At 65.5% G+C, this 18348-nt stretch carries 16 protein-coding genes; 6 read left to right on the plus strand and 10 right to left on the minus strand.

Going from position 1 to position 18348, the window contains the following annotated elements:
* The first annotated feature begins 1 nt into the window (after position 1).
* Positions 2-253: a hypothetical protein gene (locus tag HU230_RS30705; protein WP_210284157.1), complete on the plus strand. Its 252-nt coding sequence runs from the start codon at positions 2-4 to the stop codon at positions 251-253.
* A gap of 15 nt (positions 254-268) precedes the next feature.
* On the opposite strand, the gene HU230_RS30710 is transcribed toward HU230_RS30705, so the two are convergent.
* Positions 269-1069, minus strand: a complete 801-nt coding sequence (locus HU230_RS30710) for an enoyl-CoA hydratase-related protein (protein WP_176528605.1) — start codon at positions 1067-1069, stop codon at positions 269-271.
* A gap of 167 nt (positions 1070-1236) precedes the next feature.
* Here HU230_RS30710 and HU230_RS30715 point away from each other — a divergent pair, with 167 nt between their 5' ends.
* Together HU230_RS30715 and HU230_RS30720 are read left to right on the plus strand one after the other, a co-directional pair.
* Complete coding sequence (locus HU230_RS30715; protein ID WP_176528604.1) at positions 1237-2211, plus strand: ketopantoate reductase family protein; 975 nt, start codon at positions 1237-1239, stop codon at positions 2209-2211.
* 40 nt (positions 2212-2251) lie between these two features.
* Complete coding sequence (locus HU230_RS30720; RefSeq protein WP_176528603.1) at positions 2252-3031, plus strand: SDR family oxidoreductase; 780 nt, start codon at positions 2252-2254, stop codon at positions 3029-3031.
* Between the two features lie 100 nt (positions 3032-3131).
* Here HU230_RS30720 and HU230_RS30725 read toward each other — a convergent pair whose 3' ends face one another.
* Positions 3132-3866, minus strand: a complete 735-nt coding sequence (locus HU230_RS30725) for an aspartate/glutamate racemase family protein (protein ID WP_176528602.1) — start codon at positions 3864-3866, stop codon at positions 3132-3134.
* A 111-nt stretch (positions 3867-3977) separates the two neighbouring features.
* A complete protein-coding gene (locus HU230_RS30730; RefSeq protein WP_176528601.1) occupies positions 3978-4658 on the minus strand; it encodes an alpha/beta hydrolase family protein in 681 nt (226 codons plus the stop codon).
* 259 nt (positions 4659-4917) lie between these two features.
* Here HU230_RS30730 and HU230_RS30735 point away from each other — a divergent pair, with 259 nt between their 5' ends.
* The gene (locus HU230_RS30735) at positions 4918-6753 is read left to right on the plus strand and encodes a c-type cytochrome (RefSeq protein ID WP_176528600.1); all 1836 of its coding nucleotides are present in this window, start codon (positions 4918-4920) and stop codon (positions 6751-6753) included.
* Between the two features lie 15 nt (positions 6754-6768).
* Here the strand turns inward: HU230_RS30735 and HU230_RS30740 are convergent, their stop codons facing one another.
* From HU230_RS30740 to HU230_RS30750, 3 genes are all read right to left on the minus strand, one after another.
* Positions 6769-8238 carry an FAD-binding oxidoreductase gene (locus HU230_RS30740; RefSeq protein ID WP_176528599.1) on the minus strand — a complete coding sequence of 490 codons (1470 nt, stop codon included), beginning with the start codon at positions 8236-8238 and terminating at the stop codon, positions 6769-6771.
* A 9-nt stretch (positions 8239-8247) separates the two neighbouring features.
* A complete protein-coding gene (locus HU230_RS30745) occupies positions 8248-9336 on the minus strand; it encodes an FAD-dependent oxidoreductase (RefSeq protein ID WP_176528598.1) in 1089 nt (362 codons plus the stop codon).
* 197 nt (positions 9337-9533) lie between these two features.
* Positions 9534-11078, minus strand: a complete 1545-nt coding sequence (locus tag HU230_RS30750; protein ID WP_176528597.1) for an aspartate ammonia-lyase — start codon at positions 11076-11078, stop codon at positions 9534-9536.
* Positions 11079-11399: 321 nt separating this feature from the next.
* Here HU230_RS30750 and HU230_RS30755 point away from each other — a divergent pair, with 321 nt between their 5' ends.
* Positions 11400-12113, plus strand: a complete 714-nt coding sequence (locus HU230_RS30755; protein ID WP_176528596.1) for a hypothetical protein — start codon at positions 11400-11402, stop codon at positions 12111-12113.
* 266 nt (positions 12114-12379) lie between these two features.
* Here the strand turns inward: HU230_RS30755 and HU230_RS30760 are convergent, their stop codons facing one another.
* On the minus strand, positions 12380-13153 hold the full coding sequence (locus tag HU230_RS30760) for a tetratricopeptide repeat protein (RefSeq protein WP_176528595.1): 774 nt from the start codon (positions 13151-13153) through the stop codon (positions 12380-12382).
* 298 nt (positions 13154-13451) lie between these two features.
* Here HU230_RS30760 and HU230_RS30765 point away from each other — a divergent pair, with 298 nt between their 5' ends.
* Positions 13452-14705 carry a glycosyltransferase family 87 protein gene (locus HU230_RS30765; protein WP_176528594.1) on the plus strand — a complete coding sequence of 418 codons (1254 nt, stop codon included), beginning with the start codon at positions 13452-13454 and terminating at the stop codon, positions 14703-14705.
* Here HU230_RS30765 and HU230_RS30770 read toward each other — a convergent pair.
* From HU230_RS30770 to HU230_RS30780, 3 genes are read right to left on the minus strand one after another with little or no spacing between them, the layout of a single operon-like run.
* Positions 14686-15432: an SDR family oxidoreductase gene (locus HU230_RS30770; RefSeq protein ID WP_176528593.1), complete on the minus strand. Its 747-nt coding sequence runs from the start codon at positions 15430-15432 to the stop codon at positions 14686-14688. The genes HU230_RS30765 and HU230_RS30770 overlap by 20 nt on opposite strands.
* Positions 15432-16817 carry an FAD-binding oxidoreductase gene (locus HU230_RS30775; protein WP_176528592.1) on the minus strand — a complete coding sequence of 462 codons (1386 nt, stop codon included), beginning with the start codon at positions 16815-16817 and terminating at the stop codon, positions 15432-15434. Before HU230_RS30775 ends, HU230_RS30770 begins: the two co-directional genes overlap by 1 nt.
* A gap of 2 nt (positions 16818-16819) precedes the next feature.
* Positions 16820-18229: a UbiA family prenyltransferase gene (locus tag HU230_RS30780; RefSeq protein ID WP_176528591.1), complete on the minus strand. Its 1410-nt coding sequence runs from the start codon at positions 18227-18229 to the stop codon at positions 16820-16822.
* Positions 18230-18348: the final 119 nt, after the last annotated feature.

The following is an 18348-nucleotide window of genomic DNA, read 5'->3' on the forward strand; positions in this document are numbered from 1 at the left end:
GATGTCAGTGTCGCTTGGCCTCATCCTCGCCGCTGGACCCGCGGCGGCGATCGAGACGTGCCGGTTCATCGAGGCCAAGCCGGAACGCGAGGCCTGCTACCATCGCCAGGAGCAGGAGCTGGCGGCCAAGCGCAAGCCCGAGCCGACGATCACCCAGTCGAGCGAATCCAGGACATTCGAATCGCTGCAGCAGATGCGCCGTGACGACGAAGAGGTCTATCGCAGCATGCGTGGCATCTGCCGGGTTTGTTGAGCTGAGCGGCCGAGCTTATGCCGCGCCGCTACCCCATCGGCCCGCCCGCTTCTCGGCAAAGGATGCGAGCCCTTCGGCGGCCTCGGCGGTCTGCCGCTTCGCCGAGTGCAGATGGACGAGGCGCTTGTAGGCCTCATCGTCGACGCCCATGCCGCCGAACGAGCTTTCCATCGCGAGCTTCTTGGTCTCTGCCATCGCATCCGGCGCGTTGCCGAGCAGTTGCTCCACGACCTTGGCCCCTGCGCTCTCGAGATCAGCAAGCGGCACCACCTCGTGCACGAGGCCGATGCGGCGGGCGTCCTCAGCGCCGAAACGTTCGCCGGTCAGCGCGTAACGGCGCACCTGGCGCACGCCGATGGCATCGCAGAGCTGCGGGATGATGATCGCAGCCGTCAGGCCCCAGCGCACCTCGGTGATCGAGAACAGGGCGTTATCGGCCGCGATCACGATATCGCAGGCCGAGATCACGCCGGTACCGCCGCCGAAACAGCCGCCCTGCACCAGCGCCACGGTCGGGACCGGCAGCGTGTTGAGGCGCTGCACCGCCTCGAAGGTGGCGCGCGACGCCGCCTCGTTCTCCTCCAAAGATTTCGGCCGCACGCCGTTGATCCATTTCAGGTCGGCGCCGGCCTGGAAATGCTTGCCGTTGCCGTTCAGCACGACGACGCGCACCGGCTTGGTCGAGAGATCGTCGATCGCGGCCAGCACGCCCGCGATCAGCGCGCCGTCATAGGCATTGTTGACCTCGGGGCGATTCAGCGTGACGGTCGCGACCCCGCGCGCATCGAGGCTCCACAGGACTGGGCTGGCCGACATGACGTTCTCCCTCGTTCGGCATTGCTGTTATCAGCCACTATGGCGAGAGGAGCTGCCTTGATCCATCACTTTCGAGCGCGCGCGGCCGCGCCGCATGCATGGCGGGTTGCGCAATGCCCTGCGCTTGTGGAAACTGACGCGACACGTTGCAAGGACTTGTTCCACTCATGCGCATTTGCATTTTCGGCGCGGGCGCCGTCGGCAGCCATTTCGCGGTCCGGCTGGCACGCGCCGGCCACGATGTGTCCTGCGTGATGCGCGGACCGCATCTGGACGCGGTCCGGTCCAACGGCTTGACGCTGAAGGTCGGCGACAGCAGCGTGAGCGCGAAGGTGAAGGCGTCGGCCGATCCTGTCGATCTGGGGCCGCAGGACGTCGTCATCAGCACGCTGAAGGCAACCGGCGTCGGCGCGCTCGCAACCGGGCTGTTGCCACTGCTTGAACGCGACACCGCAATCGTGTTCGCGCAGAACGGCATTCCCTGGTGGTACGATCTCGGCCTGCCGCCCCGGCATCCTGCGATCCCCGATCTCGGCTTCCTCGATCCCGGCGGGCGCTTGCGCAGCGCGATCCCGAAGGAGCGGATCATCGGCGGCGTGATCTTCTCCTCCAATGAGGTGATCGCACCCGGCGTGGCGACGAACCTGTCGCCGGATCGCAACCGCCTCCTGATCGGCGAATGCGACGATCGCCGGAGCGAGCGCATCGCCAATCTGCGCGCGGCGCTCGATGGCGCCGCGATCGAATCGCCCGAGGTCACGGAGATCCGCGAGACGATCTGGTCGAAGCTACTCACCAACATGTCGATGTCGGTGCTCTGCCTGCTGACGGGTCTGACCGCACGCGGCGTCCGCGACGATCCCGACATGCAGGACGTGATCCCGCGCCTGCTCGACGAGGCCAATGCGGTGGCGACGCACTACATTCCGGAGGTCAAGCACGTCACCCGCTCAGGGCCGGCGCCCGACCACAAGCCGTCGATCCTGCAGGACTACGAACTCGGCCGCGCTATGGAGATCGATGTGCTGGTGCGCGCCCCGGCGGCGTTTGCCCGCGCAGCTAACCTTCCGACCCCGATGCTCGACCTGATGGCCGCGCTCGCGATCCAGAAGGCACGTGACAAGGGGCTCTATCAGAGCTGACAATCCGCCCCACGACGCTAACAAGCAGGGATATCGAACCATGCAAGTCAAGGACAAGGTCTGCATCGTCACCGGCGGCGCGAGCGGGATCGGCGAAGCGGTGGCGCGGGCCTATGCCGACGCCGGCGCCCGCGGCGTCGTGGTCGCCGATCTCAAGACCTCGCGCGACCGGCTCGCCAACGTTGCCGGCGACATCGACGGGCTTGCGGTCACTGCCGATGTCGGGCTCGAGGAGGACGTCAAGGCGCTGATCGCCGCGGCCGAGGACAAGTATGGCCCGGTCGACGTGTTCTTCTCCAATGCCGGGCTGTCGCGCAAGGGACAGGAAGCCGCGTCCGATGCCGACTGGGATGTGAGCTGGCGCGTCCATGTGATGAGCCACGTGTTCGCGGCGCGCGCGCTGGTGCCCGGCATGCTCGCGCGCGGCTCCGGCTATCTGCTCAACACCGCATCCGCCGCGGGTCTGCTGGCCTCGCTGAACTCGATGCCCTATGGCGTGACCAAGAATGCCGCGGTCGCGCTCGCCGAGCATCTCGCCATCCAGTATGGCGATCGCGGCATCCGAGTCTCCGTGCTCTGCCCGCAATCGGTGCAGACCGGAATGACCACGCCGGGCCCGAGCGCGGCGCGCGTCGACGGCGTGCTGCAGCCCGGCGAAGTGGCACGGATGGTGATCGAAGCGATGGCCGAGGAACGCTTCCTGATTCTCTCGCATCCCCAGGTGCAGGAATACATGCAGCGCAAGGCCACCAATCGCGAGCGCTGGCTGTCCGGCATGCGCCGCCTGCGCGACCGGATCTATGGCGGCGCGGCGTCATAAACCCGTCTCCCCGTCATTGCGAGGAGCGACAGCGACGAAGCAATCCATTTCTCGGCGTGCGGCGCCATGGATCGCTTCGCTTCGCTCGCAATGACGGCGGTTAGTCCTCTGGAACCGGCGCGAATCCTTCGAGCAACCCCGAGTATCTTTTCGCCACCGGCGAAGCGTAGGCGCCACGGCGTGAGGTCGTGAGCTTGAGGCCGGCGAGTGCTTCCGCCTGCTTCACCGCGGCGGCCACGCCGTCCACCACCGGCACGCCGAACTGCACCGAGAGTTCACGGGCGAGATCGGCCATGCCGGCGCAGCCGAGCACGATGGCGTCGGCGCCCTTTTCCAGCGCGCGGGCGATCTCCGCCTCTAGCTTTGGCCTGGCGCCCGACCCCGGCTTCTCCAGATCGAGCACAGCGACGTCGCAGGCGGTGACCGTTGCGCGGTCAGCAAAGCCGTAGCGGCGGACCAGTTCCTCGAGCGGCACGATCGAGCGCGGCAGCGTGGTGACGATGCCGATGCGCTTTGCGATCTGTCCGGCCGTAACCAGCGCCGCCTCGCAGATGCCGACCACCGGGTAACGCGCCGCCGACCGCGCGGCGTCGAGCCCGGTGTCGTCGAAGCAGGCGATGATGCCGGCATCGGCGCCCGGCGTCTTCAGCAGTGCCTCGATCAGCCCGGGAACGGCGAACGCCTCGTCGTAGAAGCCTTCGATCGAGGCGGGTCCCATCGACGATGTGACGGCCACGATCTCGGTACCATCAGCGGCAACCGCCCGCGCGGCGGTCGCGATCGTCGCGGTCATCGACGCGGAGGTGTTGGGATTGACGATCAGGATTTTGGTCATGAGCCGAGACTAGCATCCCTTTCGCGGTCAAGCGTAGCCCGGATGAGCGAAGCGACATCCGGGATCGATCTGCAGACCCCGGATGTCGCTTCGCTCATCCGGGCTACACACCTACGAATGCTTCGCGACCCAGGCCGCGAAGCCATCGAGCACCTCGGCCATCACCTCGCGGTCGTTGCGGCCGGAGCGCTTCAGGACATGGAAGGAGTGATCCGCCTCCTGCACCAACTGCAGCGTGGCACGCGCGCCCAGCGCCTTCACCACCGGTTCGAGCAGATCGAGCTCCGCCAGCGCATCGCGCGTGCCCTGCAGGAACAGCATCGGGACCTTGACCTCGGCGAGGTGCTTGGCGCGCTCGCTCGACGGCTTGCCGGCGGGATGCAGGGGAAAGCCGAGGAACACCAGCCCGCGCACGCCGGCGAGCGGCGCTTTGGCCTGCGCCTGCGAGGTCATGCGTCCGCCGAACGACTTGCCGCCGGCGAACAGCGGCAGTTCGCCGCAACGGCGCGCAGCCTCCGCGACCGCGGCACGGACCGTCGCCTGCGCGACGGCGGGCGGATCGGGCCGCTTGCTGCCTTTCTCCATGTAGGGAAATTGATAGCGCAAGGTCGCGATGCCGCGCTCGGCGAGGCCGACCGCAATCGTCTCCATCGACGGATGCGTCATGCCGGCGCCGGCGCCGTGCGCAAACACATAGGCGCTACGGGCCTGCGCCGGGCGCAGCAGCAGAGCGGACACCGCGCTGTCGTCCGAGACCGTGATCGTGAGCGGTTGTGCGCCTGTCGCGTTCAAGATGACATCTCGAAGAATTGTGCTCCGTCATTTCTAGCCATAGGCAGCCATGCGCGCAAATGCCGCCGGGGAGAGCACGCCGCAAGTGAACTGGCTCACAGCCAATCGAAATTTCCTTTGCAACATTTCCGTTGGTAGACCCAGCGCCGCTACTGTAGGATGGCGCACAGCGCATCACACGCTTAACGCGAACCTGTTTCGGCGATTTTTAATATCTCATCAATATGACGCGCGGGTACCGCGAAATGGGGGATGGGGCATGCCTCGCAAGACGATCTTCTTCATCGGGCTGCTGATTGTCGCCGGCGTCCTCTACCTCAAGGACGATATCGAGACGGTGGCGAGCGGCTTCCGCGTCAAGGTCGTCGACTACCAGCCGCCGGCAAAGACGGTGTGGCTGGATCAGAATGTCAGCGCCGAACGGCTGCGCTGGTTCTATCATGCCGACCAGGGCACGCGGACTTTCGGCATTCCCCTTGAGTGGTTCATGGCGCTGGAGCAGCCGACGGTCTGGCCGCTGCTCACAGCGGCACCGCGGCTCAGCGAGACCAATTATCTCGGCCGCTTCGGCTTTATTCCCGACACCGTGATTCCGGGTAGCCCCGATGCACTGCCGATCGGCTTTGCGCCGAGCGGCCCGATGGCCGACGCCAACGGCGCGCCCTGGCGCAACCCGCATAGCAAAGCCGACATGAACGGGGTCGGGCTGACCTGCTCCGCCTGCCACACCGGAAGCTTCAGCTACCGCGGTACCGAGATCGTGATCGACGGCGGGCCCGCCAACACCAATTTGTTCGAATTCCAGAAGAGCGTCGGCGTCTCGCTGCTGTTGACGCGGTTCTGGCCGGGCCGCTTCTCGCGCTTCGCCGATGAGATCCTCGGCAAGGATGCCAGCCTCGACGAGGGCATGGCGCTGCGCGGCCAGCTCGATCTCGTGCTGAAGCAATACGCCAACATCAATTCATTGGAGAACAAGGTCGCCGCCAACAGCGTCGAGGAAGGCTATGCACGGCTCGACGCGCTCAACCGGATCGGCAACCAGGTGTTCTCGATAGACCTAAACAATCCGAACAACTACGCCTCGCATTCGGCGCCGGTGCATTTCCCGCGGATCTGGAACGCGCCGTGGTTCAGCTGGGTGCAGTATGACGGCTCGATCATGCAGCCGATGGTGCGCAATGCCGGCGAGGCGCTCGGCGTCAGCGCCGAGCTCAATCTGCTCGACGAGTCCAGGGGCCTGTTCAAATCGAGCGCGCGGATCGACGTGCTGCACGAGATGGAGCGGATGATCGCCGGCGAGCCGCCCAGCGAGGACAAGGGCTTTGGCGGCCTGGCGTCGCCGAAATGGCCGGAGAGCATCCTGGGGCAGATCAACATGGATCTCGCGAAGAAGGGCGGCGAACTCTACAAGACGCATTGTCAAGGTTGCCACGGCCCGGCGATCGACAGCAAGGCGCTGCCCGCGAGCGAAGCCTTTGCGCTGTTCAAGGACAGGAAGCGCTGGATCAAGAACGACGCCGGCCAACCGCTGCTCGACGTCGAGATGATTCCGATCAGCCATATCGGTACCGACAGTGCGCAGGCCGAGGGCCTTGCGAGCCGCACCGTCGAGACGCCCGCCAATCTGAAGATCAAGGACGGCGGTTTCGGGCCGGCACTCGGCGAATTGGTCGAGAAGACCGTCGACTACTGGTACGATCAGAACAAGACCCCGCCCGAGGACCGCAAGCGCATCAACGGCTACCGGCCGAACGAGATCCAGGCGCCACTGGCCTACAAGGTCCGGCCGCTCAACGGCATCTGGGCGACCCCGCCCTATCTGCACAACGGATCCGTGCCGACCATCTACGCGCTGCTGTCGCCGGTGAAGGATCGTCCGTCGACCTTCTATCTCGGCAACCGGGAGTACGATCCCAAGGATCTCGGCCATGTCTGGAAGGACAACATCAAGAACGCCTTCGTGCTCGACACCAGCAAGCGCGGCAACAGCAATTCCGGACACGAATTCTCGAACGAGAAGCGCACCGGCGTGATCGGGCCGGAGCTGAAGGAAGACGAGCGCCGCGCCCTGATCGAGTTCATCAAGACGCTTTGAGCTTCGGCCTGCTCCTCATGCCGTCGGCACGCTGAGCGGCACGCTCTGGGCGTGGTGGAACAAATCATCGGGATCATATTGCTGCTTCACCGCGACCAGGCGGGCGAGGTTGTCGCCCCAATAGGCTGACGCATAGTCGTCGAGGTCGAGGTCGCAATAATTGACGTAGGACGCGCCCGGCATGAAAGGGCGCATCGCCGCATAGACCCTTGCGACGTCAGCGAGATGCGCCGCGGTATCGGCGGATCGGCTCCAGCTCGAGAAATACTGGATACAGTACTGCGTGCCGGCGCGGCGCGGGAATGCAGTTGCGTCGGCGGAAACATCGGCGATCCGACCGCCATAGGAATCGCACAGCAGCACGATGCCGCCCGGCACGATCGGCGCGACCGCCGCCATCATGGCTTCGATGCCGTCGGAGGCGAGCGGCGTCAGCACATAGTCCGACTTCGCCTTCATCAGCACCGACTCGTAGGCAAGCGGTCCGGCAAAGTGCTTGACCGCATCGAGGAAGGCGAGCGATTGCACCGACAGCGCCGATGACGGTGGCCGCACCGCCGTCAATCGCCGGAGTTCGCTGCGCAGCTCGCTCTCGCTGCCGACCGACTGGCCAATGCAGCGCATCGTGATCAGGCCGTGGCCGGCCGGGCCGACCTTCATGATCGAGGTGATGTTCGACGGCGCATTCGGCGCCCAGTCCTGCCAGGCGGCGAACAATTGCGCGGCGTGGGCCTGCGACAGTTTCCAGGAGACACCGAACACCCGCGTCGTCTTCAAGGGAAACACCTCGATCTTGAACTCGGTCGCGATGCCGAAGCTGCCACCACCACCGCCGCGGCAGGCCCACCAGAGGTCCGGCTCCGATGTCGCATTGGCCTGCAGCACACGCGCCTGGGCGTCGACGACATTCGCCTGCAGCAGGCCGTCGCAGGTCAGTCCATGCGAGCGCGCGAGCAGGCCGTGGCCGCCGCCGGTGAGATGGCCGGAGATGCCGACGGTCGGGCAACTCCCTGCCTGCAGTGCGAGGCCCTGGGCGGCCAACGCGGAATAGAGCGCGTACAGCGATACGCCGGAGCCTGCCGTGACCAGGTTCGAGGCCTTGTCGACCACAACCTGCTGCAATCCGCGCACGTCAATCGCAACCCCGGACGATTGCGACAGGCCTTCATAGGAATGCCCGCCGCAGCGAACGGCGAAGCTCAATCCGTTGCTGCGCACCCAGTCGACCATCACGGCAACCGCGTGCTCGGTCCTGCAGACCGCACGCAGCGCCGGCGCCAATTGCTTGCGCTTGCTCGCGGCAGGCAGGTAATCCGCATAGTGCGCGTCCTGCGGCCGCAGGAACTGAACGTCGGTCACCGGCAGGTTCGGCAATGGCGGCAGCGGTGCCACGGCCTCCGCCGGCGGCGCGGCGATCTCGGCGTCGGCGGCGGTAACCAGCGCATCGGAAGGCAAGAACTCGTCGACGCGAAGCGGATGTTCCATGGCGAACCCTCAGACCTCGGGAATTGCCGGGTTGACGATCGGCGCGTGGACGGGGTTGTGGATATGGATGTCGGGCAGCGGCTTCGCCGGTGCCTTGCCGAACAGCGAGGCGATGTGATCGACGAGGCCCTGGCACACCGCCTTGTCCGGGGTCTCGTCGTTGACGCCGGGCTCGAAGGTGCCGCCGATCACGACGTGGTCGCTGCGCGGGAACAGGTAGCCGTTCTGGCCGTAGAGATATTGCAGCGCCGGCTGCGGCCGCAGCAGCGCAAGCTGTCCCTTGATCGGCATCATTTTGGTGTCGCTCCACAGCGTCATCGATCCGAGCCCGGTGCAGTTGACGACGATCGGCTGCGGCACGCTGGCCAGGATATCGGACCGGTTGACGAACCGCTTCGACACGAAGCTGACGCCGCGCTGGTCGAGGTCAGCCTTCAGCCTGGCGAGCAGGACCGGCGGCTCAATCAGCAGGGTCTGGTAGACGAAGCCGGGCTTGGTGTGGTGCGCGAACGGCAAGCGCTGCAGCGGCTGCCGCGGCGGGATCAGGCCGGGCGCGAGTTGCAGCACGATGTCGAGATTGTGCGCGCGCGTCGCGGTGTAGTTCGGCCGCTCGAACACGCCGAACCCCTGCCCGATCCGATCCTTGAACGCACGATAGGCGCTCTTGATGATGTCGGTGAGCTCGCGCTCCTTGCCGGCGAATTCCACCACCGAGACGGCCCACTGGCCGCCGGCCTTGGCGGAGGTGGTCTCGAGCGGCGCGCGATCGGAATAGACCGTGACCTTGAGCCCGAGATCGAGCAGCAACGTCGCGGCGGTCAGGCCCATCACGCCGGCGCCGAGCACGGCGGCTTCGGTAACCCCACGGCTTGCGGCCAGATGATCCCTGACGATGTCGCGGACCTTCGCGGCGCAGCCAAAACTCAGCGTGATGCCGGCGCCGCCATGCCCGTAATTGTGCACGATGAAGCTCTGCGAGATGGTTTCGGCATCGAGCCGGTACGATCCGTTGCGATAAGGCCGCACGCCGGCAATGCAGGCGCCGGGCTGATTGGGATCGAAGGCGAAATCTGGCGTCGGCAGGTTCGGCGTGGCCATGGCAAACCTCGCAATCCCTGTGCCGCGAGCGCGGTACATCAATTATCTAGAGTTGCTTCATCGTATCATACATCTCCGATGGACGTGTGACCGGCTTCACAAAAGCGCCATCACGGACGCGTCGGCATGTGGCCGGCACGTCCGTCCTGCAAGGGTCAAAATGGATGTTCGTCGGGCGGGATCCGTAACGCCTGCTCTCAACTTTCCTTCAACTTGGGCACGGGCTGACGGCGCGCCGGGCGGGTCATGGCTTCGAGCTCGAGCAGCTGGTTGAGCTGCTCCTCGGTCAGGAGCTTTTCCTCCAGCACGATGTCGGCGACCGAGCGGTTCTCCTTCAGCGCGCGGCGCGCCACGCGCGATGAGGCCTCATAGCCGAGCGCCGGCGCCAGCGCCGTGATCAGACCGATCGAGCCCTGCACCAGGCTGCGGCAACGCTCGCGGTCGGCCTCGATGCCGTCGACGCAGCGCTTGGTCAGCGTATCGATCGCCGCCGTCAGCATGCGCAGCGAGCTCAACACGCAATAGCCGATGGTCGGCTCGAAGGCGTTGAGCTGCAGTTGGCCGCCCTCGGCGCACATCGTCACCGTGAGATCGTGCCCGATCACGAGGAAGGCGACCTGGTTGACCACCTCCGGAATCACCGGGTTGACCTTGCCGGGCATGATCGACGAGCCGGCCTGCACCGCAGGCAGCCTGATCTCGCCGATGCCGGTCCGTGGCCCCGACGACAGCAGGCGGAGGTCGTTGCAGATCTTCGACACCTTCACCGCGACGCGTTTCAAGACGCCGGAGAACAGCACGAAGGCGCCGAGGTCGGAGGTTGCCTCGATCAGGTTCGAAGCCAGCACCATGGGCTGCCCCGACAACCGCGACAGCTCCTCGACCGCCAGCGCCGCATAGCGTGGATCGGCATTGATGCCGGTCCCGATCGCGGTGGCGCCGAGATTGACCTCGCGGAACAGGCTGGAGATCTCGTTCAGCCGGGCGACGTCCTCCTTCACGGTGGCGTGGAAGGCGTCGAATTCCTGGCCGAGTGTCATCGGCACCGCATCCTGAAGCTGGGTGCGGCCCATCTTCAGGACATCGGCGAACTCCACCGCCTTGCCCTTGAAGGCATAGGCAAGGTCATCGAGCGCACGCACCAGCGGCTGGGTCGCAAAGATCACCGCGAGCCGCAGCGCGGTCGGATAGGCGTCGTTGGTCGACTGCGCCATGTTGACGTCATCGTTCGGATGCAGCGTGTGATAATCGCCGGGCTTCTTGCCCATCAGCCGCAGCGCGACGTTGGCGATCACCTCGTTGGCGTTCATGTTGGTCGAGGTCCCGGCGCCGCCCTGGATCGCGTCGACGACGAAGGACTCGGCATAGACCTTGTCGGTCGCGATCTGGGTGCAGGCCTTGTCGATCGCATCGGCCTTTTCCGGTGAGAGATAGCCCAGGCGCTTGTTGGAGCGGGCGGCCGCCTGCTTCACCAGCGCCAGCGCGCGGACGAATTCCGGGAAATGGCCGACCGGCACGCCGGTGATCGGAAAGTTCACCACCGCGCGCTTGGTGTGGATGCCCCACAGCGCATCGGCCGGCACATCGTCCTCGCCGAGCAGATCGTGCTCGGTGCGGGACTGCGCCTGCCCGATCGGCACGGTGCGGACGGTCGCGATCGCGAGTTCGCTGACGCCGCCGCTGTCGCCGGAGGGTGGCGCGGCGCCTGCAGTGTTGGCGGTCTCAACCTTCGATTCGGCCATCAGTCCCTCCGTTACCTGCTGCAAATCTCGTCGTCGGCGACACCAGCCATGATGCGCCCGACAGGCATCGAAAGCCAATGCCTATCGGCAAAGTCTTGCACACCGGCGAACGAAAAGACGCGTCAAAACGGGATCGGCATGCGCGCCGCGCGGGGAATTGAGGGCTTACCTTATCCGTCATGATAACAACAACTTATAGGTCTACACCGCGGCTCGCGCTGCGCGAGATGCGGCTGCTTTCTCCGCCCCGTCATCGCGTGCTAGATCAGCATCGACTGGCGCAAGGGCGCTGCCGACACTGAACGAACCAAGGGCCAAACCGTGTCCAACAACAACGAAGCGTTAGCCATCAAATTCCGCTGCCCAGCGGAGCTCGAGGGCAAGATTCCAGCGCCGGTGCCCGCGTCATTGGGCCTTCCCGGATGGCTCAAGGCGATGCCGACGCAGGCCTTCAATGCGATGAGCAATCGCGAGGAGGATACCGTCAAGCGCTGCCCGCCATTCGTTGATGCGATGACATCGGGTTTCCTGATGCCGCTGGTCTGCGACCTCAAGATCGAGAATGGCGAGATCACATGGGACAACGACCTGCCGTCCGGCGGCGTGCTCGAATTCCCGCGCTCGCCGGTCGGATTCCACGACGAAAGCCAGGTGATCGGCTCGCCGCTGTTCGAACAGGACCGCTTCCTCATCAAGTTCGTCAATCTGTGGACCATCGAGGCGCCGGCGGGCTACTCGCTGTTCTTCACGCATCCGGTCAATCGGTTCGACCTGCCGTTCACCACACTGACCGGCATAGTCGATTGCGATCAGTTTCACGACAGCTGGATTCACTTCCCGGCGCGCTGGCACGACACCAATTTCAGCGGCACCTTGCCCAAGGGCACGCCGGTTGCGCAATGCTTCCCGATGAAGCGCGAAAACTGGGTCGCCCAGACCGCGGCGATGACACCGGATGAAACGTCGCGCGCACAGGAACTGTCCAACAGGATGGCCCGCGAGCCTGGACTCTATCGCCGCCAGTTTCGGACGTAGATCGGGCGCAAGAGACGGCGTTCGGCGCGGCTTCCTCCATTCGTAGTCCCCGCTACGCTGGTGCCCCGTCATCCTGAGGAGCCGCAAAGCGGCGTCTCGAAGGATCGACGGCCACCAGCGGGGCCGTGCATCCTTCGAGGCTCGCTCCGCTCGCACCTCAGGATGACGGGGTGAGCTTTTGATTCAACGGTCAAACAGCAGAGTCGGTGTCATCAGGATAAGGTTGCGGCTTCGCAGTCTCGCGACATGATTTGCCCGAGCTTTGCCTAGCTCAGAAATTTCGCAACCGCGCTCGGACGGAAGAAGAAGCGGCCGTGCGATGCCATGGCCAGCGCGGACGCCGTGCGGCCGATCATTTGCGGCCGGCCGCGCAACGCCAGACGCAGATTGGCTTCGCCGGCGGCGCGGTCGCCCATCTCCAGAAGACAGGCGGAGAAGCTGGTCCGCGTCAGGGGATCGTCGGGGCGCTGCGCCAGCACCTGACGGTAGAGATCCGCCGCAGCCGCGTATTCACCATCGAGTAGCAGCACGCGCGCGAGCGCGGCCAGGATATCGGGATGCCCCGGCGCCACGGTGCGCAGCTTCTCCAGAATCTCCCGCGCGCGGCCGCGCTCATTGCGATGGGGCAGGATCTGCGCGAGCAGGAGCTGCAATTCGAGGCTCGCGGGCGCGAGAGCAAGCGCGCTATCGATGACGGCAACCGCCTCGTCAAAGCGGCCGGCCGCGGCCAATTGCCCAGCCAGCTCCTGAAATGCGGGAAGGAACGGCGGCCGCCGCGCGATGGTTCGCCGCAACAGATCGATCGCCTCGCTGCGGCGACCGGCGCCGCCGAGCGCCGCGCTGAGCAGGGTTTCGAGGCCGGGATCCTCGACGCGGCGCGTGGCGCGCTCGAGCGGCGCGATCGCCTCCTCGTTGCGCCTCTGGGCCATCAGCGCCCGTGCCAGGATCGAGGCCGCGCCGACATCGGTCCGGTTTGCCTTCAACACCTCCGCCGCCAGCCGCTCGGCTTCGACGACTTGCCCCATCTGCAACGCGACCATGGCACGTTGCAGAGCCGGGAGTGGGCTGGGCCCGCGATGGGAAGGAGGCGGAGGTTTCGGCATGCGGCCCGTCATGAGATGGTTTTCCCAGCCGTTATCACTGCCGCCGACAGAGCTCCAGCGAAAGTCGCCGCCGGGCACCAAGATACCGCCCGGTTCCGGCAACGCCCGCACGGGCCGATGTGATACGTCCCGGCGGCTATCGGGCGACAGGCGCTGAACTACGCTCTCCCACCCGATTTTTCGACTGCTTAACCTATTCGGCCTAGCCTGAACTGCCGAAACAGGGCCCGGCTTGATGTTCGCAACTACCCTCGAAGCTATTCGGTCGACCACGTCGAAGCGGACCGCCTACATCCGTGGAATCCTCGCGCTCCTGACCATCGCCATCGTCTTCAAGGCGGTGTGGCTCGCTCAAGTCGGGCTCGGGCATGGCCGCGAGCTCGTCGATTTTGCCGCCTTCTACATCACCGCAAAGCTGGTGTGGCTGGGCACCGTGGATCAGGCCTACCAGTTCGCGAAGCTCATCGTCATCCAGAGAGAGGCATCGCGCGGGCACGATGGTTTCATGTCGTGGACCTATCCGCCGCAGTTCAGCCTGCTGCTGGCGCCGTTCGCGCTGATCCCGGTCGGGATTGCCTATTCGCTGTTCGCCGCCTCGACGCTGACGCTTTACCTTGCCGTGCTGCGCCGTCTCGCAGGCGAGAACTTTGTGCTCGTGCTCATCGTCTTCTTTCCGACCATCGGGATCACACTGGCCTGCGGGCAGAACGGCCTGCTGACGGCCGCGCTGATCGGAATGGTCTGCCTGTTCTTTGAAGAGCGGCCGATCCTCGCCGGGGCTTCCCTCGGCCTGATGATCATCAAGCCGCATCTCGCCATCGCGTTCGCGGTCTACGCCATCCTGCGGCGTTCCCGGATCGTCGTGATGACGGCGGCCGCTGTCGTGCTGATCAGCTCAGCGATCTGTACGGCGGTTTTCGGCGTGGAGATCTGGCGCGCATTCCTGCAGAGCGTGCGCGATTCGTCGGTGTTCCTGGAGCAAGGAAATTACCCGATGCATCGCATGATCTCGATCTATGCCGCGTTGCGAACGGCAGGGACGTCCGCGTCGGCAGCATTCGTCGCCCAGGGCGCCGACGCGGTCCTGGCGCTTGCCGTCGTTCTCATCGCCGCCTTCCGGGCGATACCGGCGCGCGAGCGCCTCGGCCTCGTCGTGATCGTGTCGGTCTGCATCAGCCCCTACGCCTACGATTACGACTTTCTGATCTTCAGCGTCGGCCTGGCGCTGTTGTTGCCGGCGCTTCTGGCGAGCGCGCGCGAGTGGGAACGAGGCATCATTTACGCCTTGCCGATCCCGATCGGGGCGTTTGGCTACCTGCAAGCGACCCAGATGGCGTCGTCCCACAACGGCGAACAGGCGCTCGGCACGCTCTCGATCGGCGGCTTCGCAATCGTTCCGCTGATCGCGCTCATTGTCGGAATTGTGCTGCTGCGCAGCTCAAGAGCGGAAGCAATCAACGAGGCCAGCGTCAGATGCGCATCCGCTTGAAGATTGTCTCCGGCAGCACGCAGATGATCGCCATCACGAGCCAAAATCGCCTGGCCACATAGATCACGTCCCGCGGCCTCGTCACGTCGGCGCGGTAAATATCCTCCGCGACCCGATCCGGCTGCACGGTCAGGGGCGCCGGCAGCTTCATATGCGCCGTCATCTTCGTGCGCACGAATCCGGGCTTGACGGTGACGACGCGGACCTTGCCCGCGAGCGCCAGGCGATTGCGCAGGCCGGACAGAAATTGCGTGAAGCCGGCCTTGGCCGCGCCGTAGTAGTAGTTCGACGCCCGCCCGCGATCGCCCGCGACCGAGCTGACCCCGACGATCGTTCCCGAGCCGCGCGCCTCGAAGGCTTGCGCGAACTGTTCGAGCAACAGGCTCGGTGCCTCGAAATTGGTACGCATGATTGTCGTCGCAAGCTCGGGATCGGTTTGGGCACGCAGCTGATCGCCGAGTTCTCCGACAACGCACACGACGGTGTCCGGAAGCACGGAAAGGCCGGCAACGAAGCCGGCAAGCTGCCCGGTCTGCAGCACGTCGAGCGACTGAACCGTCGTGTCGACGCCGCTTCGCGTCCCGATATCGTCGGCGTTGCGCTGCGCGGCTGCGAGATCGCGGGCGGCGAGCGTCACGCGCCACCCCTCCTTTGCATAACGCAGCGCCGTCGCGTGCCCGATGTCCGAGCTGCCGCCAATCACCAGAATTGATTTTGTGCCGGTCATCAAATTCCAAGCCGTGCTGAAAGATGCGACGCGAGGCGCGTGTTCGCCCCAGTGTGCTGGCGGATGTCCCGGAGGGCCGCAAGGCCGGGATATCCGGATTCGAATGTCGCGCGCGATTGCCGCGCGTCCTTGGCGAGGTAGAGCCGACCGCCGGCATCGACCACCAGCGCGTCGAGCTGATCAAGAAACGCGAACAGCGTGTCGCTGACGGGAAAGTCCATCGTCAGGGTGTAGCCGCGAAGCGGAAACGACATCGGCCCGCCGCCATCGCCGAGCTGCTTGAGCACCGCAAGAAACGACGCATCGCCGCGCCGGGACACCCGATCCAGGATGTCGGCAAGCACGCGGCGGGCGCGCTCGAGCGGGATCACGCATTGATACTGCACGAAACCGCGCCGGCCGTAGATCCTGTTCCAGTCGGAGATCGCATCGAGCGGAAAGAAATAGGGATCCCAGTGGACGAGCCGCTGCTTGCCCTGATGTGCAGCGCCGCGGCGGAAATACAGCTCGTTGAATACACGCATCGACGTGCCATTGAGCAGCCATCCAGGAAACAACTCCGGCACCGACAGAAGCTGGGTGCGAGGGCTGGGGAACGGCGCGAGGTCGGGCCCCAACCTATCGATGTCGCGGCGGGTGGCGTGCTCGGCCAGATAGACCAGCGACCGTCCGAGCGCCGCGCCGCGCGCAAGGCAGTCGATCCAGGCCACCGAATAGGTGGAGGACGCGTTGCCTTCCAACTGATCGATCGCTGCGTCGAGATTGCCGGCGACGCGGGTGTCTTGCCGCAGCCAGGCCGTCTCGATCGGGAGCAGCCGCAGTGTCGCCTCGAGGATCATGCCGGTCAGGCCCATGCCGCCCAGCGTCGCCGCGAACAGCGCGGCGTTTTCCGACCTTGAGCAGGAAACGATCTCACCGCCGGGCAGCGCAAGGCGGAATGAATCGACGATATTGCCGAAGCCGCCGTCGCGATGGTGGTTCTTGCCATGAACGTCGGCTGCGATCGCACCTCCGACCGTCACGAATTTCGTGCCGGGCACGACTCTCAGGAAGAAGCCCCGCAGCTCGAACGCGGCAAGGATGTCGGCGATCGTCACGCCCGCTTCGACCGTCAACTGGGCGGTCGCGGTATCGAAGCGCCGCATCCGGCTCAGGCCGCGCGATGAAATCGTGGCTTGCGTGCCGATCGCCGCATCGCCATAGGCGCGGCCCGCTCCGCGCGCGACGACGCCGGAGCGTCCGAGCAGAGCATCCCGCGCGGCCGCTGGCGTCGGTGGCTCCAGCAGTTTGGTCGATGCCTTCGGATAGTTGCCCCAGCCGGAGAGACGAATCTCGCCCGGATCGGAGATCGCGCTTGCACGTCCTGGCAATGCTACGGTCGGCATTGCTAGATGGCGGCGAGCATGATGACGCCGATCGCGCCAAGGGCGGCCCAGCTGGCGCGATCCCGCAGCGCGAACATCACCGGATCATCATCGATCAATCCGCGCTGCGCGAACAGCATCACGCGGCCGATCCAGTACATCAGGATCGGACAGCAGAGCCAAAGCAGCTGCGGATGGCTGTAGAGCGCGCGAACCGTATCGGACGAGATGTAGAGCGTGAAGATCACGACGGCGTTGAAGCCCGACGCGGCCGCGAGGATCGCGACCATCGACTTGTCTTCGATCCGGTAGCCGCGCGCCGCCAGCACCGCGCCGTCCGGCTGGCTGGCGAGCTCGATATGGCGCTTCACCAGCGCCAGCGACATGAAGATGAACAGCGAGAACGCGAGCAGCCATTCCGACATCGGCACGCTGATCGCGACCGCGCCGCCGATCACCCGGACGGTGTAAAGCGTCGCCAGCACGACGACGTCGACGATTGCGATGCGCTTGAGCCACAATGAATAGGAGGTGGTCAGCGCGAAATAGCCGAGCAGGACGCCGCTGAATTCGACCGATATGCACAGTCCGATCGCGAACGCGCCGACCAGCGCCAGCGCCATCGCGCCCGCAGCTAGCGGCGCCGCGATGGTGCCGCTTGCGATCGGACGGTTGCGCTTGGCCGGATGCGCGCGGTCGGCGTTGATGTCGAGAATGTCGTTCAGGATGTAGGCACCCGACGCACAGAGCGAGAATGCGATCACCGCAAGCAGCGACGTCGCCGCCGACGCCGGTGCAAATTTATGCGCGGTCAGCAGCGGCACCAGCACGAGCGCGTTCTTCGCATATTGATGCACCCGAAGCAGCTTCAGCCAGCTGCGCACACCGGCCGGCGCGGGTGCCGCCGGGGCGGATCGACCATGGCGCGCCACGCGCGACGCAAAGCCGGGCAGCGCGACCGCTTCACCGCCGATGTAGTCGAAGCCCTGCCGGAGCACGGGCGGCAGGTCGTCGCTCCGCGAAGCCGGCGACCGACCGTCCGGTGTAGCGGCCCAGGCCGTGAAGACGCCGAGATGCTGGGCAACCGCGCTGACGAACGGCTCGGGATGGATTTCCGAACAGAGATAGACGGGGCGGCCTTCGCCCAGCACCTGCAAAAGGAAGGTCACGACGTCGTGGTCGAACCGCGCGCGGGATGGATCGAAGCCCGATGCATCAGCAATACGTGCTGCGAGTCCCAAGGCGGTGGCAATCGCCGTGGTGACGGCGCGAAAGCGGCTTGTGATCCCGGAAGCGATATCCGCCGGGAAGGAGTTTCCCGGAACCATCACCCCGTCGACATCGACAACGAGCGGCCGGCCCTTCGAACGCAGCGGATCGCGAAGGGCGTCGTTGCCGCCCTCTCCAACCCGTTCTGGAACGCTGGCTCGCATGCGCGCGGTCTTCCGGTGGCCCCCTCCCCATTGTCCCGGGCTTTCCCTAATTTGGGGTGAACTGAGGCGGCTGACGCCCGGCAGACCGTGCCGGAGCCCGTTGCGCAAACGCCGTTGAG

Source organism: Bradyrhizobium quebecense, from assembly GCF_013373795.3.
In the GTDB taxonomy this organism is placed as follows: domain Bacteria; phylum Pseudomonadota; class Alphaproteobacteria; order Rhizobiales; family Xanthobacteraceae; genus Bradyrhizobium; species Bradyrhizobium quebecense.

What these genes read in the sequence shown, in the direction of transcription:
- HU230_RS30705 (WP_210284157.1), top strand. Translation starts at nt 2, where the DNA reads ATGTCAGTGTCGCTTGGCCTCATCCTCGCCGCTGGACCCGCGGCGGCG.
- HU230_RS30710 (WP_176528605.1), bottom strand. Translation starts at nt 1,069, where the DNA reads ATGTCGGCCAGCCCAGTCCTGTGGAGCCTCGATGCGCGCGGGGTCGCG.
- HU230_RS30715 (WP_176528604.1), top strand. Translation starts at nt 1,237, where the DNA reads ATGCGCATTTGCATTTTCGGCGCGGGCGCCGTCGGCAGCCATTTCGCG.
- HU230_RS30720 (WP_176528603.1), top strand. Translation starts at nt 2,252, where the DNA reads ATGCAAGTCAAGGACAAGGTCTGCATCGTCACCGGCGGCGCGAGCGGG.
- HU230_RS30725 (WP_176528602.1), bottom strand. Translation starts at nt 3,866, where the DNA reads ATGACCAAAATCCTGATCGTCAATCCCAACACCTCCGCGTCGATGACC.
- HU230_RS30735 (WP_176528600.1), top strand. Translation starts at nt 4,918, where the DNA reads ATGCCTCGCAAGACGATCTTCTTCATCGGGCTGCTGATTGTCGCCGGC.
- HU230_RS30740 (WP_176528599.1), bottom strand. Translation starts at nt 8,238, where the DNA reads ATGGAACATCCGCTTCGCGTCGACGAGTTCTTGCCTTCCGATGCGCTG.
- HU230_RS30745 (WP_176528598.1), bottom strand. Translation starts at nt 9,336, where the DNA reads ATGGCCACGCCGAACCTGCCGACGCCAGATTTCGCCTTCGATCCCAAT.
- HU230_RS30750 (WP_176528597.1), bottom strand. Translation starts at nt 11,078, where the DNA reads ATGGCCGAATCGAAGGTTGAGACCGCCAACACTGCAGGCGCCGCGCCA.
- HU230_RS30760 (WP_176528595.1), bottom strand. Translation starts at nt 13,153, where the DNA reads ATGGTCGCGTTGCAGATGGGGCAAGTCGTCGAAGCCGAGCGGCTGGCG.
- HU230_RS30765 (WP_176528594.1), top strand. Translation starts at nt 13,452, where the DNA reads ATGTTCGCAACTACCCTCGAAGCTATTCGGTCGACCACGTCGAAGCGG.
- HU230_RS30770 (WP_176528593.1), bottom strand. Translation starts at nt 15,432, where the DNA reads ATGACCGGCACAAAATCAATTCTGGTGATTGGCGGCAGCTCGGACATC.
- HU230_RS30775 (WP_176528592.1), bottom strand. Translation starts at nt 16,817, where the DNA reads ATGCCGACCGTAGCATTGCCAGGACGTGCAAGCGCGATCTCCGATCCG.
- HU230_RS30780 (WP_176528591.1), bottom strand. Translation starts at nt 18,229, where the DNA reads ATGCGAGCCAGCGTTCCAGAACGGGTTGGAGAGGGCGGCAACGACGCC.